Annotated in this window: 19 protein-coding genes; 16 read left to right on the top strand and 3 right to left on the bottom strand. The window is 70.4% G+C overall.

The window, feature by feature from the left end; all coding sequences use genetic code 11:
* Nucleotides 1–5: 5 nt before the first annotated feature.
* From ACFC79_RS05545 to clpX, 3 genes are all read left to right on the top strand, one after another.
* The gene (locus ACFC79_RS05545; protein WP_376235830.1) at nt 6–611 is read left to right on the top strand and encodes an ATP-dependent Clp protease proteolytic subunit; all 606 of its coding nucleotides are present in this window, start codon (nt 6–8) and stop codon (nt 609–611) included.
* Between the two features lie 79 nt (nt 612–690).
* Nucleotides 691–1,374: an ATP-dependent Clp protease proteolytic subunit gene (locus tag ACFC79_RS05540; RefSeq protein ID WP_376235543.1), complete on the top strand. Its 684-nt coding sequence runs from the start codon at nt 691–693 to the stop codon at nt 1,372–1,374.
* 157 nt (nt 1,375–1,531) lie between these two features.
* Nucleotides 1,532–2,830 (top strand): ATP-dependent Clp protease ATP-binding subunit ClpX, encoded by a 1,299-nt coding sequence (gene clpX / locus ACFC79_RS05535; RefSeq protein WP_376235541.1) that lies wholly within the window; start codon nt 1,532–1,534, stop codon nt 2,828–2,830.
* Nucleotides 2,831–2,902: 72 nt separating this feature from the next.
* On the opposite strand, the gene ACFC79_RS05530 is transcribed toward clpX, so the two are convergent.
* Nucleotides 2,903–3,946, bottom strand: coding sequence for a hypothetical protein (locus tag ACFC79_RS05530; protein WP_376235828.1), 1,044 nt, complete (start codon nt 3,944–3,946; stop codon nt 2,903–2,905).
* A 153-nt stretch (nt 3,947–4,099) separates the two neighbouring features.
* On the opposite strand from ACFC79_RS05530, the gene ACFC79_RS05525 reads away from it, so the two are divergent.
* Nucleotides 4,100–6,748 carry a valine--tRNA ligase gene (locus ACFC79_RS05525; protein ID WP_376235538.1) on the top strand — a complete coding sequence of 883 codons (2,649 nt, stop codon included), beginning with the start codon at nt 4,100–4,102 and terminating at the stop codon, nt 6,746–6,748.
* A 91-nt stretch (nt 6,749–6,839) separates the two neighbouring features.
* On the opposite strand, the gene ACFC79_RS05520 is transcribed toward ACFC79_RS05525, so the two are convergent.
* Complete coding sequence (locus ACFC79_RS05520; RefSeq protein WP_376235535.1) at nt 6,840–7,568, bottom strand: glycosyltransferase family 2 protein; 729 nt, start codon at nt 7,566–7,568, stop codon at nt 6,840–6,842.
* A gap of 28 nt (nt 7,569–7,596) precedes the next feature.
* A complete protein-coding gene (locus ACFC79_RS05515) occupies nt 7,597–8,058 on the bottom strand; it encodes a glycosyltransferase (protein ID WP_376235533.1) in 462 nt (153 codons plus the stop codon).
* Between the two features lie 290 nt (nt 8,059–8,348).
* Here ACFC79_RS05515 and ACFC79_RS05510 point away from each other — a divergent pair, with 290 nt between their 5' ends.
* From ACFC79_RS05510 to ACFC79_RS05455, 12 genes are all read left to right on the top strand, one after another.
* A complete protein-coding gene (locus ACFC79_RS05510; protein WP_376235530.1) occupies nt 8,349–9,872 on the top strand; it encodes a bifunctional folylpolyglutamate synthase/dihydrofolate synthase in 1,524 nt (507 codons plus the stop codon).
* 3 nt (nt 9,873–9,875) lie between these two features.
* Nucleotides 9,876–10,235 (top strand): DUF4233 domain-containing protein, encoded by a 360-nt coding sequence (locus tag ACFC79_RS05505; protein ID WP_376235527.1) that lies wholly within the window; start codon nt 9,876–9,878, stop codon nt 10,233–10,235.
* Between the two features lie 97 nt (nt 10,236–10,332).
* Complete coding sequence (gene ndk / locus ACFC79_RS05500) at nt 10,333–10,746, top strand: nucleoside-diphosphate kinase (protein WP_376235525.1); 414 nt, start codon at nt 10,333–10,335, stop codon at nt 10,744–10,746.
* 312 nt (nt 10,747–11,058) lie between these two features.
* On the top strand, nt 11,059–12,078 hold the full coding sequence (locus ACFC79_RS05495; protein WP_376235522.1) for a rod shape-determining protein: 1,020 nt from the start codon (nt 11,059–11,061) through the stop codon (nt 12,076–12,078).
* Nucleotides 12,079–12,206: 128 nt separating this feature from the next.
* On the top strand, nt 12,207–13,247 hold the full coding sequence (gene mreC / locus ACFC79_RS05490; RefSeq protein WP_376235520.1) for a rod shape-determining protein MreC: 1,041 nt from the start codon (nt 12,207–12,209) through the stop codon (nt 13,245–13,247).
* Nucleotides 13,248–13,258: 11 nt separating this feature from the next.
* On the top strand, nt 13,259–13,921 hold the full coding sequence (mreD, locus tag ACFC79_RS05485; protein ID WP_376235517.1) for a rod shape-determining protein MreD: 663 nt from the start codon (nt 13,259–13,261) through the stop codon (nt 13,919–13,921).
* A 70-nt stretch (nt 13,922–13,991) separates the two neighbouring features.
* Nucleotides 13,992–16,157 carry a penicillin-binding protein 2 gene (gene mrdA, locus ACFC79_RS05480; protein WP_376235514.1) on the top strand — a complete coding sequence of 722 codons (2,166 nt, stop codon included), beginning with the start codon at nt 13,992–13,994 and terminating at the stop codon, nt 16,155–16,157.
* Nucleotides 16,157–17,347 (top strand): rod shape-determining protein RodA, encoded by a 1,191-nt coding sequence (gene rodA / locus ACFC79_RS05475; RefSeq protein ID WP_376235511.1) that lies wholly within the window; start codon nt 16,157–16,159, stop codon nt 17,345–17,347. Before mrdA ends, rodA begins: the two co-directional genes overlap by 1 nt.
* A 67-nt stretch (nt 17,348–17,414) precedes the next feature.
* On the top strand, nt 17,415–18,953 hold the full coding sequence (locus ACFC79_RS05470) for a CHAD domain-containing protein (protein WP_376235509.1): 1,539 nt from the start codon (nt 17,415–17,417) through the stop codon (nt 18,951–18,953).
* A gap of 50 nt (nt 18,954–19,003) precedes the next feature.
* Nucleotides 19,004–20,929, top strand: a complete 1,926-nt coding sequence (locus ACFC79_RS05465) for a TIGR03960 family B12-binding radical SAM protein (protein ID WP_376235507.1) — start codon at nt 19,004–19,006, stop codon at nt 20,927–20,929.
* Nucleotides 20,930–21,334: 405 nt separating this feature from the next.
* Nucleotides 21,335–22,117, top strand: coding sequence for a TIGR03936 family radical SAM-associated protein (locus ACFC79_RS05460; protein WP_376235505.1), 783 nt, complete (start codon nt 21,335–21,337; stop codon nt 22,115–22,117).
* Nucleotides 22,118–22,349: 232 nt separating this feature from the next.
* The coding region (locus ACFC79_RS05455; RefSeq protein ID WP_376235503.1) for a hypothetical protein at nt 22,350–22,686 on the top strand (337 nt) is incomplete at its 3' end.

Below are 22,686 nucleotides of genomic sequence, written 5' to 3'. Positions count from 1 at the left end.
ATCTGATGCCCTACGCCGCCGGTGAGCCGTCCCTCGGTGGAGGCCTCGGTGACCAGGTCTACAGCCGACTGCTCGGCGAACGCATCATCTTCCTCGGTCAGCAGGTCGACGACGAGATCGCCAACAAGATCACGGCGCAGCTGCTTCTTCTCGCCGCCGAGCCGGACAAGGACATCTACCTCTACATCAACAGCCCCGGCGGCTCGGTGACGGCCGGTATGGCGGTCTACGACACCATGCAGTACATCCCGAACGACGTGGTCACCATCGGTATGGGCATGGCGGCCTCGATGGGCCAGTTCCTGCTGACCGGCGGTACCGCGGGCAAGCGCTTCGCGCTCCCCAACACCGACATCCTCATGCACCAGGGTTCGGCCGGCATCGGCGGTACGGCCTCGGACATCAAGATCCAGGCCCAGTACCTGCTGCGCACCAAGCAGCGGATGGCGGAGATCACCGCCCGCCACTCCGGGCAGACGGTCGAGACGATCATCCGCGACGGCGACCGCGACCGCTGGTACACCGCGGAGGAGGCCAAGGAGTACGGCCTCATCGACGAGATCATCTCGATCGCATCGGGCGTTCCGGGCGGCGGCGGCACCGGCGCCTGATCCGGCACCCACCGGATCCGGCTCCTCGCCCCGCGCACCTCTCGTACGCCGAGACACCCAGCCACAGAACGCCACCAGGATGGTGAACACCCACATGAACAACTTCCCCGGCGCCTCCGCGAGCGGCCTCTACACGGGCCCGCAGGTGGACAACCGCTACATCGTGCCGCGCTTCGTGGAGCGCACCTCGCAGGGTGTGCGCGAGTACGACCCGTACGCGAAGCTCTTCGAGGAGCGCGTCATCTTCCTCGGCGTCCAGATCGACGACGCCTCGGCGAACGACGTCATGGCGCAGCTGCTGTGCCTGGAGTCGATGGACCCGGACCGCGACATCTCGATCTACATCAACAGCCCCGGCGGCTCGTTCACCGCGCTCACCGCGATCTACGACACGATGCAGTTCGTGAAGCCGGACATCCAGACCGTCTGCATGGGACAGGCCGCCTCGGCCGCGGCCGTGCTGCTCGCCGCCGGCACGCCCGGCAAGCGGATGGCGCTGCCCAACGCCCGCGTGCTGATCCACCAGCCGTCCTCCCAGACCGGCCGTGAGCAGCTCTCCGACCTGGAGATCGCGGCCAACGAGATCCTGCGGATGCGCACCCAGCTGGAGGAGCTGCTGGCCAAGCACTCCACCACCCCGCTGGAGAAGGTCCGCGACGACATCGAGCGCGACAAGATCCTGACCGCCGAGGAAGCCCTCGCCTACGGTCTCGTCGACCAGATCGTGTCGACTCGCAAGAGCGCGGCCGGAGCGGCCGCCTGACGTCGGCCTTCACCCCTTGGCGCGAGGCGTTCGCACGGTTCCGGCCGTGTGAACCCTGCCAAGGGGGGCCCGAACGGGGGCCAAGGCAAGGTACCGTCGGATAGAGGCACCAGGAGCCGCTGAACCAAGCTGCTCCCAGGCGAAGGGGAAGCACCTCGTGGCACGCATCGGTGATGGCGGCGACCTGCTCAAGTGCTCGTTCTGTGGAAAGAGCCAGAAGCAGGTGAAGAAGCTCATCGCGGGACCCGGTGTGTACATCTGCGACGAGTGCATCGATCTCTGCAACGAGATCATCGAGGAGGAGCTCGCGGAGACCTCCGAGGTCCGGTGGGAGGAACTCCCCAAACCGCGCGAGATCTACGAGTTCCTGGAGGGGTACGTCGTCGGGCAGGAGCCCGCGAAGAAGGCCCTCTCGGTCGCTGTGTACAACCACTACAAGCGGGTCCAGGCGGGTGAGAACGGCGGCGCGCAGGGCCGGGACGACGCCATCGAGCTCGCCAAGTCCAACATCCTGCTGCTGGGCCCCACCGGCTCCGGCAAGACGCTGCTCGCGCAGACCCTGGCCCGCATGCTCAACGTCCCGTTCGCCATCGCCGACGCGACGGCGCTGACGGAGGCCGGCTATGTCGGCGAGGACGTCGAGAACATTCTGCTGAAGCTGATCCAGGCCGCGGACTACGACGTCAAGAAGGCCGAGACCGGGATCATCTACATCGACGAGATCGACAAGGTCGCCCGCAAGAGCGAGAACCCGTCGATCACCCGTGACGTCTCCGGCGAGGGCGTCCAGCAGGCCCTGCTGAAGATCCTGGAGGGCACCACCGCCTCCGTCCCGCCGCAGGGCGGCCGGAAGCACCCGCACCAGGAGTTCATCCAGATCGACACGACGAACGTGCTGTTCATCGTCGGCGGCGCGTTCTCCGGTCTGGAGCGGATCATCGAGGCGCGCGCGGGCGCCAAGGGCATCGGCTTCGGCGCGACCATCCGCTCCAAGCGGGAGATCGAGGCGAGCGACCAGTTCCAGGAGGTCATGCCGGAGGACCTGGTGAAGTTCGGGATGATCCCGGAGTTCATCGGCCGGCTGCCCGTCCTCACCTCGGTCCACAACCTGGACCGCGAGGCGCTCCTCCAGATCCTCGTCGAGCCGCGCAACGCGCTGGTGAAGCAGTACCAGCGTCTTTTCGAACTCGACGGTGTGGAGCTGGACTTCGACCGCCCGGCCCTGGAGGCCATCGCCGACCAGGCGATCCTGCGCGGCACCGGGGCGCGTGGCCTGCGGGCCATCATGGAGGAGGTCCTCCAGTCCGTGATGTACGAGGTGCCGTCCCGCAAGGACGTCGCCCGCGTCGTCATCACTGCGGACGTCGTCCGCGACAACGTGAACCCGACGCTGGTCCCGCGCGAGCCGCGCACGATCGGCAAGAACGACGGCGGCAGGCACGAGAAGTCCGCCTGAGGGCGGGAGCGACGACGCGAGGGGCGCCCGGCGGATGGATCGCCGGGCGCCCCTCGCGTGGTTCTGTTGCGGTCAGATCTTGGTGCGGGAGGTCTTGTAGAGCTTGGCGGTCAGGGCGGCCACGTCGTCCTGGGACATGCCCTTGCCCGCCATGGACTGCGCCACGTCGACACCCATGACCACGCCGACCGTGCTGTAGTCGGCCCAGATGCAGACGGGGGCGGTGAACTCCTTGGGCCCCGCTCCTTCCGCGGTGCCGTCGCCCTTGCTGTTGGCGATCTTCAGGTCCTGGCACTTCATCAGCGCACCCTCGAACCCGGGCGGCGTCACCTGCTTGGGGCTGTCGACGAGGGAGTACTCCACGCCATCGTTGCTCTTCTTCATGTTCTGCTCGGTGTTCGTGAACGAGCTGTCGATGATCTTGGCGGGGTCGCTGACATCGCCCCAGAAGCCCTGGAACGTCAGGCTCTTCACGGAGAGCTGGTTCTGCTCGGAGCCCGAGGTGTATTGGGCGCCGACCTGCTGGGCGTTCTTGAAGCCGAGCCCGTCGAACTGGGTCTTCTGCTCACCGGTCACCGGACCGGGCTTGGCCAGTGAGCTGTTGCCCTTCTTGTAGTCGTCCACCGACGCCGCGGGCGTCAGCTTGTACCCCTTGGTGGAGTCCGCGACATCGCTGTTGCTCGCGCCGCCGCCCGACGTCAGGAAGTAGATGCCGCCGCCGATGACCGCCAGGGCGACGATCACGCCGCCGATGATCAGGCCGGTCTTCTTCTTCGGCTGCTCCGGGGCCGGCGGCATGCCGCCGTACGGGGGCTGACCGCCGTACGGGGGTGCGGGCGGCTGCTGGCCGTAGGGGTTCGGCTGCTGGGGCTGACCGTACGGGCCGGGCTGGCCCTGCGGGGGGACTCCCTGCGGGGGCTGCTGCGGGTAGCCGTAGCCGGGCTGGCCCTGCGGCGGCTGGCCGTACGGGTTCGGCTGCTGGGGCTGACCGTACGGGCCGGGCTGGCCCTGCGGCTGGGGCGGCGGGGCGCCGTAGGGCCCGGGCTGCTGGCCGTAGGGGCCGGGCTGGCCCTGGGGCGGCTGGCCGCCGTACGGTCCGGGCTGGTTGTGGCTCATGTGCGGTGTCCCCTGTTCGGAGGTGCTCATCGACGTGTTTATCTTTTCCGAACATCCTGACCGAACGCGTGCGCGGATGGTCCACCGGGAGGCACACCGTTACGGAACAAACCTGTTTCGGCACACGACTGCGACGGCCGTAAACTGTCCCCCGTGACCGAGAACACTCAGCAGACGCCAGCCAGCAACCCCGAACTGCCGACCCAGTACGCACCGGCCGAGGTAGAGGGGAAGCTGTATGAGCGCTGGGTAGAACGGGGTTACTTCGAGGCCGACGAGCACAGTGAGAAGCCGCCGTACTCCATCGTCATCCCGCCGCCGAACGTCACCGGCAGCCTGCACCTCGGGCATGCCTTCGAGCACACGCTGATCGACGCCCTCGTCCGCCGCAAGCGCATGCAGGGCTTCGAGGCGCTGTACCAGCCCGGCATGGACCATGCCGGCATCGCCACCCAGAACGTCGTCGAGCGTGAGCTCGGCAAGGAGGGCAAGTCCCGCCACGACCTGGGCCGCGAGGCGTTCGTCGAGCGCGTCTGGAAGTGGAAGAACGAGTCCGGCGGCCAGATCTCCGGCCAGATGCGTCGGCTCGGCGAGGGCGTCGCCTGGTCCCGCGAGCGCTTCACCATGGACGAGGGCCTGTCCACCGCCGTCCAGACCGTCTTCAAGAAGATGTACGACGACGGGCTGATCTACCGCGCCGAACGCATCATCAACTGGTGTCCCCGCTGTCTCACCGCGATCTCGGACATCGAGGTCGAGTACCAGGACGACGACGGCGAGCTCGTCTCGATGACCTACGGGGAGGGGGACGACACCATCGTCGTCGCCACCACCCGCGCCGAGACGATGCTCGGTGACACCGCCGTCGCCGTCCACCCCGACGACGAGCGCTACACGCACCTGATCGGCAAGCGGATCAAGCTGCCGCTCACCGACCGCACCATTCCCGTCGTCGCCGACCACCACGTCGACCCGGAGTTCGGCACCGGCGCCGTGAAGGTCACGCCCGCCCACGACCCGAACGACTTCGAGATCGGCAAGCGCCACGACCTGCCGTTCCTCACGGTCATGGACGAGCGCGCGGTCATCACCGTCCCCGGCCCCTTCGAGGGCCTGGACCGCCTGGAGGCCCGGTCGGCGATCGTCGCCGCGCTGCGCGCCGAGGGCCGGATCGTCGCCGAGAAGCGGCCGTACGTCCACTCCGTCGGCCACTGCTCGCGCTGCAAGACCACCGTCGAGCCGCGCCTGTCGCTCCAGTGGTGGGTCAAGGTCGGCCCGCTCGCCGAGGCGGCCGGCGACGCCGTCCGCGACGGCAAGGTCAAGATCCACCCGCAGGAGATGGAGAAGCGCTACTTCGACTGGGTCGACAACCTCCACGACTGGTGCATCTCGCGCCAGCTCTGGTGGGGCCACCGCATCCCCGTCTGGTACGGCCCGAACGGCGAGGTCGTCTGCGTCGGACCCGATGACGAGGTCCCCACCGGCGAGGGCTGGACGCAGGACAGCGACGTCCTGGACACCTGGTTCTCCTCCGGCCTGTGGCCGTTCTCCACGCTCGGCTGGCCCGAGAAGACCGACAGCCTCGCGAAGTTCTACCCGAACTCCGTCCTGGTCACCGGCTACGACATCCTCTTCTTCTGGGTCGCCCGGATGATGATGTTCGGGCTGTACGTCAACGACGGCGTCCCGCCCTTCCACACCGTCGTGCTGCACGGCATGGTCCGCGACGAGTTCGGCAAGAAGATGTCGAAGTCCTTCGGCAACGTCGTGAACCCGCTGGACTGGATGGACAAGTACGGCTCCGACGCCCTGCGCTTCACCCTGGCGCGCGGCGCCAACCCCGGGGTCGACGTCCCGATCGGCGAGGACTGGGTCCAGGGCTCCCGCAACTTCGCCAACAAGATCTGGAACGCCACGCGCTTCGCGCTGATGAACGGCGCCACGGTCGAGGGCGAACTGCCGCCCGTCGAGCAGCTGTCGGTGACCGACCGGTGGATCCTGTCGCGCCTCGACAAGACCGTCGCCGAAGTCGACGCGTTCTACGACGACTTCCAGTTCGCCAAGCTCAGCGAGGCGCTCTACCACTTCGCGTGGGACGAGGTCTTCGACTGGTACGTCGAGCTGTCCAAGACGACGTTCTTCGCGGGCGGCGAGCAGGCGAAGGTCTCCGGCAGGGTCCTCGGTGAGGTCCTCGACGTGATGCTGCGGCTGCTGCACCCCGTGGTCCCGTTCGTCACCGAGACGCTCTGGACCACGCTCACCGGCAAGGAGTCCGTCGTCGTCGCCGACTGGCCGAAGGCCGTGCGCGTTCCCGGTGCCGACGCCCCGGGCGGCTTCCGGGACGAAGCGGCCGAGCGGGAGATCGAGCTGGTCCAGCAGGTCGTCACCGAGGTCCGCCGGTTCCGCTCGGACCAGGGCCTCCAGCCCGGCCAGAAGGTCCCGGCCCAGCTCACCCTCGCCGGTACGGCGCTCGCCCCGCACGAGGCGGCCATCCGCCAGGTGCTGCGCCTCCAGCCCGCCGGGGACGGCTTCCACGCCACCGCGTCGCTGCCGGTCGCCGGGGCCACCGTCGCCCTCGACCTGTCCGGCACCATCGACGTCGAGGCCGAGCGCAAGCGCCTGACGAAGGACCTCGGCGCCGCCGAGAAGGAGAAGGCGCAGGCCAACGGCAAGCTCGGCAACGAGGCATTCCTCGCCAAGGCCCCGGACAACGTGGTCGACAAGATCCGAGGCCGGCTCGCCAAGGCCGAGTCCGACATCGAGCGGATCACCGCCCAGCTGGCGAAGCTGCCGCAGGGCTGAGCGCCCGCCGACGGCGAAGCCCCCGTACTCCCGATGCCGGGAGTACGGGGGCTTCACCCTTTCAGGGGCGCGGGAGCCGCCGTCCGCGCCGTCAGGACTCCGGCGCGACCGGGCCCGCGGTCGGCGGCTCCGTGTTGCGGCGGGTCTTCGCCCAGCCGTTCCGGCCACGCAGCATGCGCACGAACGCCCGCGCCGAGACGACGAACAGGTGGTACGCGTACAGCCACAGCGCCACGCCCCACAGCAGCGACTTCACCATCGACGCGTCGGGCGCGTGGTCCCGGCGGCAGAGCGGACCCCACAGGACGAACGGCAGGACGGACACGGACGCCAGGACCAGCACCAGCGGCCGGTGGTCCAGGAGCCCGCGGAGTTCGTCGCCGGTGTCCTGGCCGGTGGCCGCCGCGACGGCGAGGGAACCGAGCAGGACCACGGTCGGCGCCGGGGTCAGCAGATGGGCCGGCGGCTGCAGGAAGGTGTACAGCGTCTCCAGCACGCCGCGACCGCCGATGTGCCGGGACGGGACGATCCGGGGCGCGTACCGCACGCACTGGAGGTAGCCCCGGGCCCAGCGGGTGCGCCGGGTCAGCAGCCGGCGGGCGCTGGGCAGGCCCTCCTGGGAGCCCCAGGTGCCGGCGACGTGTGTGGTGCGGTCGCCGGCCAGCAGCATGCGCAGGCCGAGTTCGTGGTCCTCCAGGAGCGCGCCCTCCAGCCAGGGGCGGCGTTCGGCCACCGCGATCCGGTCCAGCGCGGCGAGCCGGGTGCACTGACCGTTGCCGCCGTGGCCGGTGGAGCCGGTGCGGTTGCGCAACAGCTGCATCCCGGCGTTGGACACCGCGAACAGACGATCACGCGGGAACGGTCGGTGCCCTCCGGAAGGAACGCCCCGAGGCGGTCGTACGCGGCGTTGACGCCGCGCCCTTCCCGGTCCCGGCGTTCGGGCGGCGGCGGGCCACCAGGTGCACGCGGGGGTCGTCCGCGGCCAGTTCGGTGACGATCGCCCCCGTGCGGTCGTCTCTGTCGTCGTCGATCACCCAGACGTGCGAGGCCGGGAAGTCGGTGCGCAGCCGGGTGACGGTGGTGCCGACGACCGCCTCCTCGTCGCGGCACGGCACGAAGAAGTGCCCGTCGAACCAGGAGACGTCGCCCGGCTCGACGGGGGAGCGGCGCGTGTACGACCGGCGGGCCCCGGCCCAGTGGAGCAGGAGGCCCAGCAGGAGGACAAGGGGTACGGGACCAGGGCGAGGGCGAGTGAGGCGGGCACGGGGACTGCTCTCCCGGGTCTGCTTCGATGGGGCCCGACGGGCCACCCGGCCCGCTCCCACCGCGCAGCGCGCTCTCGCCGGTGTGGACGATCAGCGTCTCGAACCCCGGCACGGCGCAGAACTCGGTGAGCGCCGGATGGGAGCCGTCCGGTACGGCGATCGGGATCAGCGGATGCGGGCGCACTCCCCACCATGCGCCGCCGCGGCGCGTTCCGCCGTGCACCGGGCGCTCGTCCGCCGCACCCGGCCGACGGCACGGCGTCGCCACCGGGAGCGGGCCCGGAACGCCGCCGGGCGCCGCGCACGATGTCGGCGCCCATCCGTAGACTGGCCCCGTGAGTGAGCCCCGCCCTTCCGACCGGCACGACGCCTCCGATTCCGACGACTCCTTCGCGGAGATCGTCGACGAGGCGACCCAGCGCGACCCCGACCTGGCGGTGATCGAGGCCGGGAGCCGCACGCTGCGCACCCGCTCGGGACCGGCACAGGGCCAGGACGTCCCCGCCCGCCCCGCCGACCCCGAAGTGGACAAGGCGCTGCGCGAGGTCGAGCAGGAACTCGCCGGACGCTGGGGCGAGACCAAGCTGGAGCCCTCCGTCACGCGCATCGCCGCCCTGATGGACGTGCTCGGCGATCCGCAGCGCGCCTACCCCTCGATCCACATCACCGGGACCAACGGCAAGACGAGCACGGCCCGCATGATCGAGGCCCTGCTCGGTGCCTTCGACCTGCGTACCGGCCGCTACACCTCGCCGCACGTCCAGTCGATCACCGAGCGGATCAGCCTGGACGGCGCCCCGATGGACCCCGAGCGGTTCATCGAGACGTACCGGGACATCCAGCCGTACGTGGAGATGGTCGACAGTGGCCAGCCCTACCGGCTCTCCTTCTTCGAGGTGCTGACGGCCATGGCGTACGCGGCGTTCGCCGACGCGCCGGTCGACGTCGCCGTCGTCGAGGTCGGCATGGGTGGCAGCTGGGACGCGACGAACGTCATCGACGCCCCGGTCGCCGTGATCACCCCCATCTCGCTGGACCACACCGACCGGCTGGGCTCCACGCCCGCCGAGATCGCCGGGGAGAAGGCCGGGGTCATCAAGCAGGACGCGACGGTCGTCCTCGCGCAGCAGCCGGTCGACGCCGCGCAGGTGATGCTGAAGAAGGCCGTCGAGGTGGACGCCACGGTCGCCCGCGAGGGCATGGAGTTCGGTGTCGTCTCGCGCGAGATCGCCGTCGGCGGACAGCTGCTGACGCTGCGCGGCCTCGGCGGCGAGTACGAGGAGATCTTCCTCCCGCTGTACGGCGCCCATCAGGCGCACAACGCGGTGGTGGCGCTCTGCGCGGTGGAGGCGTTCTTCGGCGTCGGTGCCGAGCGCCCCGGTCCGCTCGACGTCGACACGGTCCGGCAGGCGTTCGCCTCGGTGGTCTCGCCGGGGCGCCTGGAAGTGGTCCGTTCCAGCCCGACGGTCATCCTGGACGCCGCGCACAACCCGGCCGGTGCCCGTGCCACGGCCGAGGGGATCTCCGAGGCGTTCGGCTTCTCCCGGCTCATCGGGGTGGTCGGAGCCAGCGGCGACAAGGACGTCAGGGGACTCCTCGAAGCCTTCGAGCCGATCTTCGCCGAGGTCGTCGTCACCCAGAACTCCACCGCCCGCGCGATGGACGCCGACGCCCTGGCCGCCGTGGCCGTCGAGGTCTTCGGCGACGACCGCGTCCAGGTCGAGCCGCGGCTCGACGACGCGCTGGAGGCGGCGATCACCCTCGCCGAGGAGGAGGACGAGTACGCGGGCGCCGGGGTTCTGGTGACCGGTTCGGTGATCACGGTCGGCGAGGCCCGGCTGCTCCTGGGAAGGCGCTGACCCATGCGCATGCTCTGTGCGTCGACACTGCTCGGTGAATTCTTCGTGATCGGATTCGCCGGCCTCGTCGCCATGAAGTCCGACGATCTGACGACCGCCACGGTGTGGACGGTGTGCGGCATCGGCATGCTGCTCTCCGTGCTGCTCTGCGGAATGATCACCCGTCCCGGCGGTGTGCAGCTCGGCTGGGTGCTTCAGATCGCCCTGGTGGCCAGCGGTTTCGTCGTTCCGATGATGTTCGTCCTCGGCGTGGTCTTCGGCGGGCTGTGGTGGGCCTCGGTGCACTACGGCCGCAAGATCGACGAGGCGAAGGCCCGCTGGGCGGCCGCGCAGGAGGCGGCCGAGGCCCCGGCGGGCGGCTGATCCCGGTAACCTTTGGCCAAACCCGGCCGCGGACCCGTTTCCGTATCCCTGTAGCCTCGCAGAACCGCACCCGCATGCCCGCAAGGAGCCGCACACCATGACCCAGCGCACCCTCGTTCTGCTCAAGCCCGACGCCGTCCGGCGCGGACTGGTCGGCGAGATCGTCGGGCGGATCGAGCGCAAGGCCGGCTGGCAGATCACCGCGCTGGAGCTCCGCACCCTCGACCGTGCAACCCTGGAGCAGCACTACGCCGAGCACGTCGGGCGCCCGTTCTACGAGCCGCTCGTCGAGTTCATGCTGTCCGGCCCGGTCGTGGCACTGGTCGCCGAGGGCGAGCGGGTCATCGAGGGCGTCCGTACGCTGACCGGCCCCACCGACCCGATCGCCGCCGCGCCCGGCTCCATCCGGGGCGACTTCGGCACGATCACCCGGGAGAACCTCATCCACGCCTCGGACTCGGAGGAGTCCGCGGAGCGGGAACTGAAGCTTTTCTTTCCGGGGCTTTTCTGACCTGCGGCCGAGAGTTTCCTGACCGCTGATCAGCCGAACAGCGCTCATGACCTGGGGCGACCGAATTAATTCGGTCGCCCTTCGGCATAGTGGACCGGGTCGCGGGAACGGATCGCTTCGACGTAACGTCACCATGAGTGGAACAGCCACCCGTTCCGCCCACAATGGCGAAGGACCCTCGCGCGGTGTCCGTGCAGACGGCACTACGATGGAATCTTCCACGCCCACAGCGCCCATCTCGCCGACCAGAACAAGCCATCGTCGCTATTCCGGAAGGCCCGACGCATCCTCATGGGGAACAAGGGGAAATCAATGTCGTTCATCGGTCGTGACATGGCTATCGACCTCGGGACTGCCAACACGCTGGTGTACGTCAGGGGGCGCGGCATCGTTCTCAACGAGCCGTCCGTCGTGGCCATCAACACCAACACCGGTGGCATCCTCGCGGTCGGCTCCGAGGCCAAGAAGATGATCGGACGCACCCCCGGCAACATCGTCGCCGTGCGCCCGCTGAAGGACGGCGTGATCGCCGACTTCGAGATCACCGAGCGGATGCTCCGTTACTTCATCCTGAAGATCCACAAGCGCCGCTACCTGGCCCGCCCGCGGGTCGTGGTCTGCGTGCCCTCCGGCATCACCGGGGTCGAGCGCCGCGCCGTCATCGAGGCGTCGACGCAGGCCGGTGCCCGGCAGGTGCACATCATCGAGGAGCCCATGGCGGCGGCCATCGGTTCCGGGCTGCCGGTCCACGAGGCCACCGGCAACATGGTCGTCGACATCGGCGGCGGCACCACCGAGGTCGCCGTCATCTCGCTCGGCGGAATCGTCACCGCCCAGTCGATCCGGGTCGCCGGCGACGAACTGGACAACGCGATCATCCAGCACATCAAGAAGGAGTACTCGCTCCTCCTCGGCGAGCGTTCCGCCGAACAGATCAAGATCACCATCGGTTCGGCCGACGATCTGGACCAGGACGAGCACACCGAGATCCGCGGCCGCGACCTGGTCTCCGGACTGCCCAAGACCGTGGTCATCTCGGCCGCCGAGGTCCGCAAGGCCATCGAGGAGCCGGTCAACGCGATCGTCGACGCGGTGAAGACCACGCTCGACAAGTGCCCGCCGGAGCTCTCCGGCGACGTCATGGACCGCGGCATCGTCCTCACCGGCGGCGGCGCGCTGCTGCGCGGGCTGGACGAGCGGCTGCGCCGGGAGACCGGCATGCCCATCCACATCGCCGAGGACCCGCTGGACTCGGTGGCGCTCGGATCCGGCAAGTGCGTCGAGGAGTTCGAGGCGCTCCAGCAGGTGCTGGACGCCCAGCCCCGCAGGTAGTACGGCACGACCCGCCCGCGCACGGGCGGACGACACAGCGGTCCGCTGTGCGGACCCCTGCCGGTCCGCACAGCGGGCGTCGACATACAGGCACGAATATTCCGACGAGGAAGGCACGGCCGCCGCACGTGAGGGACACACGAGAGAGCCGGCTGCTCCTGGTGCTGCTGATCGCCATCGCATTCGCACTGATCACGGTGGACATCCGGGGCGGCGAGGCATCACCGGTGGACGGCGCCAGGCGGGCCGCCGCCGCGGCCTTCGGGCCGGTCGAGAACGGCGTCGCGGCCGCCGTCGACCCGGTGGGCAACGCCATAGGAGCGGTCCGCGACTCCGGCACCCGGCACAATCGCATCGCCGAACTGGAACGGCAGAACGCCGCGCTCAAGACGAAGCTCGGCAGCGACGACCAGAACCGCAACCGGGTCCGCGAGCTCGACAAGATGCTCAAGAAGTCGGCCACCGGACAGTACGGCATCAAGGCCGCCGAGGTCGTCGCCATAGGAGCGGCCCAGGGCTTCTCCTGGACCATCACCATCGACGCCGGCTCGCGGGACGGCATCGAGCGCGACATGACCGTCATCAACGGCGACGGACTCGTCGGCCGGGTCACCACCGTCGGCCCCTCCACCGCCACGGTGCTCCTCGCCAACGACCCCGACTTCACCGTCGGCACCCGCATGGAGAAGACCGACGAACTCGGCTTCGCCACCGGCCAGGGCTCCCGGCCGCTCTCCGTCCAGTTCCTCAACGGCAAGGCAAAGGTGAAGAAGGGCGACCGCCTGGTCACCTTCGGCTCCAGCAAGGGCAAGCCGTTCGTGCCGGGCGTCCCGGTCGGCGAGGTCGTCCGCGTCGACCCGTCCGGCGGCGGCCTCACCCGTACGGTCTACGTCAACCCGTACGTCGGGTTCACCAAGCTCGACATCGTCGGCATCGTCGTCCAGGCCCCGCGCGAGGACCCCCGCGACATGGTCCTGCCCAAGGCCCCGGCCAAGCCCGCCAAGCCCAAGCCCACCCCGACCGTCACCGTGACCATCTCGCCCAACGGCGACATCGTCGACACCGACGGCAACGTCGTCGGGAACATCCACGAGAGCCCCGACCCGAGCGGCGGCCCGAGCCCCGGCGGCAGTGTCGGCACCGGCACCGCGGTCAACGAGCAGAGGTAGAGCTGATCCCCATGCGTCTGAACCGGATTCTGCTCTCCGTCGTCCTGGTCGTGGCCGCCCTCGTCGTCCAGGTCTCGGTGCTCGCCCGCCTCCAACTCCCCGGTGCCGTGCCGGACCTGCTGCTCCTCGTCGTCCTCGCTCTCGCCTTCGTGTACGGGCACGTCAGCGGTGCCCTCATCGGCTTCGGCGCCGGGCTGCTCGCCGACCTGGTACCGCCCGCCGACCACGCCGCCGGGCGCTACGCCCTGGTCCTCTGCGTCATCGGCTACCTCGCCGGACTGCTCAAGCCGGAGAGCGGCCGGATCAGGTCCGCGTTCGTGCCGTTGGCCGGGGTGGCCGGCGCCGCGATCGGCTCGACCCTGCTGTACGCCGTCGTCGGCGCGCTCGTCGGGGACACGGCGGCCCGTCACGTCGGCCTGGGCAGCCTGCTGTTCACCGCCACCCTCTACGACCTGCTGCTCGCCCCGTTCGTCGTGCCGCTGGTCATGGCGATCGCCCGGCGCACGGTGAACGATCCGGTCGCCGACGCGTCCGGCGGCGGCGACGTGACGTCAGGCTGGCTCGCCTCCGGCACCGGCCTGCGGATCGGCGGCCAGCGCGGCGGACTGCGCGTCAAGGCGTCCCGCGGCCGGGCGGCTCGCGCCGGACGCATCAAGGGGGTAAGGCGACTGTGAGGCACCGGCACCCGGCGGACACCCCCGGCCCCTCCCACGACTCCGGCCCGACCACCACCGGGGGCACCCCGTGAGCAACATCCCCGAGACCGGCCGGACCCCCAGGGTCCAGGTCCGGCTCGTCGTCATCCAGGTCCTGGTGTTCTCCCTGCTGTTCACCCTCGGCGGGCGGCTCTGGTACCTCCAGATCCGCAACGGCCAGGAGTACAGCGACGAGGCGAAGAACAACCACGTCCAGCAGGTCGTCCAGCCCGCCGTCCGCGGCTCCATCCTCGACGCGCGCGGCGTGCCGCTCGCCGACAACGAGACCCGTCTGGTGGTCTCCGCCAGCCGCACCGAGCTGATGAAGACGGACGACCACGGCAAGGACGTCCTCACCCGGCTCGCCGGTGTCCTCGGCATGAAGCCCCAGGAGGTCATCGACAAGGTCCGGCTCTGCGACGCGAAGACCCCCCAGCCCTGCTGGAACGGTTCGCCCTACCAGCCGATCCCGGTCACCGACGAGGCCACCACCCAGCAGGCCCTCACGATCCGCGAACGTGCCGAGGACTTCCCCGGCATCACCGCCGAACCCACCGCCGTGCGCCGCTACCCCGCCCCCGGCAAGGCCAACACCGCCCAGGTCCTCGGCTACCTCTCGCCGGTCACCGACGAGGAAATCACCAAGGCCCAGGACACCGAATCGCCGTACCTGCGCTCCGACCAGGTCGGCCGTTCCGGCCTGGAGCGCACCTACGACAAGGAACTGCGCGGCAAGGCCGGGGTCACCCGCTACGAGGTCGACAACCTCGGCCGGGTCATCGGCGAGGCGAAGAACGACAAGGCCGAGGCCGGCTCCAGCGTCGTCACCTCCATCGACGCCCGGGTCCAGGCCGTCGCCGAGTACGAGCTCGACAACGCGATGAAGGAGGTCCGCAAGACCTTCGACAAGAACACCAACCAGAACTACAAGGCCGACTCCGGCGCCGTCGTCGTCATGGAGGCCAAGACCGGGCGCGTCGTGGCGATGGCCTCGCTGCCCAACTACGACCCCAACGCCTGGGTCGGCGGCATCTCGGTCAAGGACTACGCCAAGCTCACCGGCCCCAAGTCCAACTTCCCGCTGCTGAACCGGGCCATCCAGGCCCAGGCCGCCCCCGGCTCGATCTTCAAGGTCATCTCCTCGACCGCCGCGGTCAACGCCGGATACCCCTTCGACGGCCACTACCCCTGCCCCAGCTCGTACAACGTCGGCGGGCAGACCTTCAAGAACTTCGAGTCCCAGGGCTACGGCGACATCACCATCGGCCGCGCCCTCGAAGTCTCCTGCGACACCGTCTACTACGGCATCGCGCACAAGGAGTGGCAGAAGGACGGCGGCAACAAGCCGAAGAAGGACCCCAAGGACTGGTTCTACAAGACCGCCCACCAGTTCGGCCTCGGCAAGGAGACCGGCATCGACCTCCCCAACGAGGTCAGCGGCCGTGTCCCCGACCGCAAGTGGAAGAAGGACTTCTACGAGGCGAACAAGGACGCCTGGTGCAAGCAGGGCAAGAAGGACGGCTCGTACGTCGAGAAGATCGCGTACGAGAACTGCCTCGAAGGCGGCAAGATGCGCGCCGGTGACTCCGTCAACTACTCGATCGGCCAGGGCGACACCCTCGTCACCCCGATCCAGATGGCCACCATCTACGCCGCCATCTCCAACGGCGGCACCCTCTACGACCCCGCCGTCGGCAAGGCGATCGTCAGCGGCGACGGCAAGACCGTCCAGGAGATCAAGCCCACGTCGCACGGCAAGCTGCCCTTCACGCGCAAGACGCGCAACCAGATCGACGAAGCCCTCGCGGGGGTCGCCACCCGCGGTTCGGCCGCCTGGCGGTTCGGCGGCTGGCCGCAGGACAAGATCCCGATGCACGCCAAGACGGGTACCGCGGAGGTCTACGGCAAGCAGACGACCTCCTGGTTCGCCACGTACACCAAGGACTACTCGATCGTCATGACGATCTCCCAGGGCGGCACCGGCTCCGGCGCGTCCGGCCCCGCCGTGCGCAACATCTACGACGCCATCTACGGCCTCGACGACTCCGGCAAGCAGGACCTGAAGAAGGCACTGCTGCCCGCCCCGCAGAAGTCCCTGCCGAAGATCCAGCAGGACGGCTCCATCGACGCCCCGGAGATCAAGCCCTACAACCCGGCCTCGCAGAAGACGCCGGAGAACCAGACCCTCGCCGCGGTCCTGGGGAGGCGCGACTGATGGCCGGCTTCTCCGTCTCGCGCTACGCCCCCGAACGCTCCGCCTGGGGCAAGCTCGTCGCCCGCGACTCCGTCGTCCGCCGCCTCGACTGGCCGCTGCTCGGCTCCGCGCTCGCCCTCTCGTTCATCGGCTCGCTGCTGGTGTACTCGGCGACCCGGGGCCGGGACTCGCTCACCCACGGCGACCCGTACTACTTCCTCTTCCGGCACGCCCTCAACACCGGCATCGGCCTCGCCCTGATGGTCGGCACCCTCTGGCTCGGACACCGCACCCTGCGCGGCGCCGTCCCGATCCTCTACGGCATCTCGGTGCTGTTCGTACTGGCCGTCCTCACCCCGCTCGGCGCCACCGTCAACGGCGCGCACGCCTGGATCATCATCGGCGGCGGCTTCTCCATCCAGCCGTCCGAGTTCACCAAGATCACCATCATCCTGATCATGGCGATGCTCCTCGCCGAACGCGTCGACGCGGGCGACCAGCTCCACCCCGACCACCGGACCGTCGCCAAGGCCCTCGGCCTGGCCGCCGTCCCGATGGCCGTCGTCATGGGAATGCCGGACCTCGGTTCCGTGATGGTCATGGCCGTCATCGTCCTCGGCGTGCTCCTCGCCTCCGGCGCCTCCAACCGCTGGATCTTCGGCCTGCTCGGCACGGGCGTGGCCGGCGCGGTCGCGGTCTGGCAGCTCGGCCTGCTCGACGACTACCAGATCGCCCGCTTCGCCGCCTTCGCCAACCCGGCGCTCGACCCGGCGGGCGTCGGCTACAACACCAACCAGGCCCGCATCGCGATCGGCTCCGGCGGCCTCACCGGAACGGGCCTCTTCCAGGGCACCCAGACCACCGGTCAGTTCGTCCCCGAGCAGCAGACCGACTTCGTCTTCACCGTCGCGGGCGAGGAACTCGGCTTCCTCGGGGCCGGGCTGATCCTCGTCCTGCTCGGCGTCGTCCTGTGGCGCGCCTGCCGGATCGCCCGCGAGACGACGGAGCTGTACGGCACCGTCGTCGCCGCCGGGATCATCGCCTGGTTCGCCTTCCAGGCGTTCGAGAACATCGGGATGACGCTCGGCATCATGCCGGTCGCCGGGCTGCCGCTGCCGTTCGTGTCGTACGGGGGCTCGTCGATGTTCGCCGTCTGGGTCGCCGTCGGGCTGCTCCAGTCGATCCGGGTGCAGCGGCCGATGAGTGCCTGAGCCGGGGAAGCCCCCGGAGCGGGGAAGGACTGTCGCACCCGGCCGGTCACCGCACTAGATTCGACTCATGGCGGACTCGAAGCGCGAGATCGCACGCACGTACGAAACCACCGGGGCCGCCCGGCTGCCCGATCTGACCCGGGTGGCCGGGGTGGCGTCCGTCGTCCACCGGGGCGCCATCGCACTGGACGCCGTCCACTACGACACCGAGGACCTGCGGCTCACGGCCGGTTCGCTCGCCCTGTGCCAGCGTACGGGCGGGCCCGACGCAGGCTGGCACCTCACGTTCACGGTCGCCCCGGACACCCGCGACGACCTGCGCGCACCGCCCTCCGACACCCTGCCCCGCTCCCTCGCCCGCCTGCTCCGCTCCCGGGTCCGCGACGGCGCACTCGTCCCCGTCGTCCGGCTGCTCGGCACCCGCGACGTCCACCACCTGAACGGCGCCGACGGCACCCTGCTCGCCGAAGTGTCCGTCGACACCGTGCGGGCCGAACGGCCGGACGGCGGCGGGACCACGGCCGCCTGGACCACGATCGAGGCCGTACTCGCCGACGACGGCGACCCCGCCCTCCTCGACCTCGTCGGACGACGGCTGCGCCGGGCCGGAGCCCACCCGTCCACCGCGCCCTCCGGACTCGCCCGGGCACTCGCCGCGACCGACCCCGACCGTCTCCCCCCGAACGCACGGGCGGGCGGCGCACCGGGACCGGCCGCACCGGCCGACGCGGGCGACCACGTCCTCGCGTACCTCCGCGCCCAGACCGAGGCGATCGTCGCCCTCGACCCCGCCGTCCGCCGCGACCTCCCCGACTCCGTGCACCGGATGCGGGTGGCCACCCGCAGACTCCGCAGCGCCCTGCGGACGTACCGGAAGATCCTCGACCGGAACGTCACCGACCCGGTCGGCGACGAGCTGAAATGGCTCGCCGCGGAGCTCGGCGCCGGCCGCGACCAGGAGGTGCTCGACGCCCGGCTGCGCGCGGCACTGGACGACCTGCCCCGCACCCTGGCCCTCGGGCCGGTCCGCGCCCGGCTCCGGATCTGGTCGACGGCCCGCCGCAGGGGTTCCGGCGCCCGCGTCCTCGCCGCGCTCGACGGCGAGCGGTACCTGGCCCTGCTGGACCGCCTCGACGCCCTGCTCGCCGAGCCGCCGCTGCTGCCCGCCGCGTCCGGCGCCCCCGGGCGGGCGCTGCCCCGCGCCGTGCTCAAGGAGTACGCGCGCCTCGCGGCCCGCGTCGACCGTGCCCGGGACCTCCCGCCCGGCCACGACCGCGACCTCGCCCTGCACGACGTCCGCAAGGCCGCCAAACGCGCCAGGTACGCGGCGGAGGCGGCCCGCCCCGCGCTGGGGAAGCCGGCCGAACGGTTCGCCGGGCGGATGAAGGAGTTGCAGACCCTCCTCGGCGACCACCAGGACAGCGTGGTGGCCCGCGACGCCCTGCGCGACCTCGCCGTCCGGGCGCACGCCGCGGGGGAGACCTCCTTCACCTGGGGACTGCTCCACGGGCGCGAGGAGGCGACCGCCGCCGCGCGGGAGCGGCGACTGCCGGAGGTGTGGCGGCGGGCCTCCCGGCCCAAGCTGCGACGGGCATGGGAAGGCTGAGCGTCGCGGTACGCTGGATGGTCACCCCTGCCCGCTCTCGAAAGTGCGCGATGTCTGTCGATTCGGTCTTCCCACAGCTCGAAGCTCTGCTCCCGCATGTGCAGAAGCCCATCCAGTACGTCGGCGGTGAACTGAACTCCACCGTCAAGCCGTGGGACGAATGCGACGTCCGCTGGGCTCTGATGTACCCGGACGCGTACGAGGTCGGACTCCCCAACCAGGGCGTCATGATCCTCTACGAGGTGCTCAACGAGCGCGAGGGCGTCCTCGCCGAGCGCACCTACAGCGTGTGGCCGGACCTGGAGGAACTCATGCGCGAGCACGAGGTCCCGCAGTTCACCGTGGACAGCCACCGCCCGGTCAAGGCGTTCGACGTCTTCGGGCTGAGCTTCTCCACCGAGCTCGGCTACACGAACATGCTCACCGCCCTGGACCTCGCCGGCATCCCGCTGAACGCGAAGGACCGCACCGTCGACGACCCGGTCGTGCTGGCCGGCGGCCACGCCGCGTTCAACCCCGAACCGATCGCCGAGTTCATCGACTGCGCGGTCATCGGCGACGGCGAGCAGGCGGTCCTGGAGATCACCGACATCGTCCGCGCCTGGAAGGCCGAGGGCCGCCCCGGCGGACGCGAGGAACTGCTGCTGCGCCTCGCGAGGACGGGTGGCGTCTACGTCCCGGGCTTCTACGACGTCGAGTACCTCCCGGACGGGCGCATCGGCCGGGTCGTGCCCAATCGGTCGGGAGTGCCGTGGCGGGTGTCCAAGCACACCGTGATGGACCTGGACGAGTGGCCGTACCCGAAGCAGCCCCTCGTTCCCCTCGCCGAGACCGTCCATGAGCGGATGTCCGTCGAGATCTTCCGCGGCTGCACCCGCGGCTGCCGTTTCTGCCAGGCCGGCATGATCACGCGCCCCGTGCGGGAGCGAAGCATCACCGGCATCGGCGAGATGGTCGACAAGGGTCTCAAGGCCACCGGGTTCGAGGAGGTCGGACTGCTCTCGCTCTCCTCCGCCGACCACACCGAGATCGGCGACATCGCCAAGGGCCTCGCCGACCGGTACACCGAGGACAAGATCGGCCTCTCGCTGCCCTCCACCCGCGTCGACGCGTTCAACGTGGACCTGGCCAACGAACTCACCCGCAACGGCCGCCGCTCCGGCCTCACCTTCGCCCCCGAGGGCGGCTCCGAGCGGATGCGCAAGGTCATCAACAAGATGGTCTCGGAGGAGGACCTGATCCGCACCGTCGCCACCGCGTACGGCAACGGCTGGCGCCAGGTGAAGCTGTACTTCATGTGCGGGCTGCCCACCGAGACCGACGAGGACGTCCTCCAGATCGGCGACATGGCGGTCAACGTGATCGCCAAGGGCCGCGAGGTCTCCGGGCAGAACGACATCCGCTGCACCGTCTCCATCGGCGGTTTCGTGCCCAAGCCGCACACCCCGTTCCAGTGGGCCCCGCAGCTGAGCGCCGAGGAGACCGACGCCCGGCTGGCCAAGCTCCGCGACAAGATCCGCGGCGACAAGAAGTACGGCCGCTCCATCGGCTTCCGCTACCACGACGGCAAGCCGGGCATCGTCGAGGGCCTGCTCTCGCGCGGCGACCGCCGGGTCGGCTCCGTCATCCGCGAGGTCTACGAGTCCGGCGGCCGGTTCGACGGCTGGCGCGAGCACTTCAGCTACGACCGCTGGATGAAGGCCGCCGAGCGGACGCTGCCCGAGTACGGCGTGGACGTCGACTGGTACACCACCCGCGAGCGGTCCTACGAGGAGGTCCTGCCCTGGGACCACCTGGACTCCGGTCTCGACAAGGACTGGCTCTGGGAGGACTGGCAGGACGCGCTCGACGAGACCGAGGTCGAGGACTGCCGCTGGACGCCGTGCTTCGACTGCGGCGTCTGTCCGCAGATGGACACCAGCATCCAGATCGGCCCGACCGGCAAGAAGCTGCTGCCGCTGACGGTCGTGAAGTAGCCGACGGCCGCGAGGAGGGCCCCCGAGGGCGGTCCGGGCGGCGACTCGATGGCGAACGCCCGGTCCGGGAACTCCGGTCCGGGCGTTCGCGCCGTGCGGGCCGAAGCCGCCCGCCGCGGCGTCCGGCGCCCGCCGTGACGCCCCCGCAGGAGCGGGGGCGTCCGAGCCCCGGGAACCCGGAAGCCCCCGTGCGCGTACTCTGGGTACTGCAACGACTGTGCCCAGCGCGGCGCCCGACCAGAGATCTCCCCGCCCGGAGAGCAGAACACCGAGCGGGGGCGAGCCGGACCGGACACCCCGGGCCACCCCGCATTTCGTGGGCGGCACGCCACCGCGTCCGCCCCGCACCGAGGAGAAGAACCACTGGGCAAGCGACAGCCCGAAGGCCCACCGCCCGCACCGGCGGTGCAGCGCATCCGACTGCGCTACACCAAGCGCGGCCGCCTCCGGTTCACCAGTCACCGCGACTTCCAGCGCGCCTTCGAGCGGGCACTGCGCCGCTCCGAGGTGCCCATGGCCTACTCGGCGGGGTTCACCCCGCACCCGAAGGTGTCGTACGCCAATGCCGCCCCCACCGGCACGGGCAGTGAGGCCGAGTACCTGGAGATCGCCCTGACCGAATCGCGGGACCCGGCCGTTCTGCGCGGACTGCTCGACGCCTCGCTGCCGGACGGCCTCGACGTCGTCGATGCCGTGGAGGCCCGCACCTCGGGCCTCGCCGACCGGCTGACCGCCTCCGTGTGGGAACTGCGTCTCGACGGGGTCGCCGTCGAGACGGCGGCCAAGGCCGTGGAGGCGTTCAACGGCGCGGAGAGCGTCGAGGTGCAGCGCCGGGCCAAGAACGGCGTTCGCACCTTCGATGCCCGGGCCGCCGTGGTCGACCTGCGGGCTCTCGACGCGCGGGCCGATGGGCCCGACGACAGGCCCTGTGCGATACTGCGGCTGGTTGTTCGGCACGTGACGCCTGCCGTGCGACCTGACGACGTCCTGTCCGGTCTCCGCGTTGTGGCCGACCTGGCGCCGCCGGTCCCGGTAGCGGTGACCAGGCTGGCGCAGGGGCTCTTCGACGAGGGGTCCGGCACGGTGACCGACCCGCTCGCGCCCGACCGCGAGGCAGCCCCGGCCGTTCCACCCACGGCCACCGGGACCGCCGTCGCGACGGCGCCGGAAGGTACAGGTTCCGCGTAAGGCGGTCGTTGCAGCGCAGTCCCGGGACTCGGGAGCCACCTGGGTCGGACCGCGCGAGGACCCATAAGACTTTCGCCAGGCCGTGCGCACATCACGTACGGAACCGGTGAGCCAGACATTGAGCTCCTGTGCGGCGCCCGCGCCCCGGACGGCGGATTCGCGCACATCACGCGGACCGCGCCGGACCGGAACCAGACGCGGCGCCCGGGAGCCTGACGGGAGAACCGCCCGCATGCCCCAGTCCAACGAACCCGGCACGACCGGGAACATCGAAGAGAACAACGCCCCCGGCGACAAGCTGCCGCCGCGCCGCAGGCGGCGCGCCGCGTCCCGCCCGGCGGGTCCGCCGGTGACCGAGACGCAGGACGCCGCCCCGGCCATACCGGCCACCGAGGCCGCGGCGGGCGACGTCGTCGCCGCCGAGCCCACGAGCGCCCCGGAGGCGGAGGCCGCGCCGGCGCGTCCGCGTCGTCGTGCGGTCCGCAAGGCGACGGCTCCGGCGGGTGCGCCGAAGGCTGCCGAGACTGTCGAAGCCGTTGAGGCCGTGGTCGAGCCGGTGGTGGCGGAGT

Origin of the sequence: Streptomyces sp. NPDC056061, assembly GCF_042266885.1 — a bacterium.
Taxonomy (GTDB): domain Bacteria; phylum Actinomycetota; class Actinomycetes; order Streptomycetales; family Streptomycetaceae; genus Streptomyces.
Note: the sequence above shows the minus strand (reverse complement) of the source record. Positions and strands in the feature narration are given on the sequence as shown.

Excerpts from the sequence above, each read along its gene's own strand:
- ACFC79_RS05545 (WP_376235830.1), top strand. The coding sequence starts at position 6 with ATGCCCTACGCCGCCGGTGAGCCGTCCCTCGGTGGAGGCCTCGGTGAC.
- ACFC79_RS05540 (WP_376235543.1), top strand. The coding sequence starts at position 691 with ATGGTGAACACCCACATGAACAACTTCCCCGGCGCCTCCGCGAGCGGC.
- rodA (WP_376235511.1), top strand. The coding sequence starts at position 16,157 with ATGGCCGGCTTCTCCGTCTCGCGCTACGCCCCCGAACGCTCCGCCTGG.
- ndk (WP_376235525.1), top strand. The coding sequence starts at position 10,333 with ATGACCCAGCGCACCCTCGTTCTGCTCAAGCCCGACGCCGTCCGGCGC.
- ACFC79_RS05470 (WP_376235509.1), top strand. The coding sequence starts at position 17,415 with ATGGCGGACTCGAAGCGCGAGATCGCACGCACGTACGAAACCACCGGG.
- ACFC79_RS05530 (WP_376235828.1), bottom strand. The coding sequence starts at position 3,946 with ATGAGCCACAACCAGCCCGGACCGTACGGCGGCCAGCCGCCCCAGGGC.
- ACFC79_RS05505 (WP_376235527.1), top strand. The coding sequence starts at position 9,876 with ATGCGCATGCTCTGTGCGTCGACACTGCTCGGTGAATTCTTCGTGATC.
- ACFC79_RS05495 (WP_376235522.1), top strand. The coding sequence starts at position 11,059 with ATGTCGTTCATCGGTCGTGACATGGCTATCGACCTCGGGACTGCCAAC.
- mreD (WP_376235517.1), top strand. The coding sequence starts at position 13,259 with ATGCGTCTGAACCGGATTCTGCTCTCCGTCGTCCTGGTCGTGGCCGCC.
- ACFC79_RS05465 (WP_376235507.1), top strand. The coding sequence starts at position 19,004 with ATGTCTGTCGATTCGGTCTTCCCACAGCTCGAAGCTCTGCTCCCGCAT.
- ACFC79_RS05520 (WP_376235535.1), bottom strand. The coding sequence starts at position 7,568 with ATGCAGCTGTTGCGCAACCGCACCGGCTCCACCGGCCACGGCGGCAAC.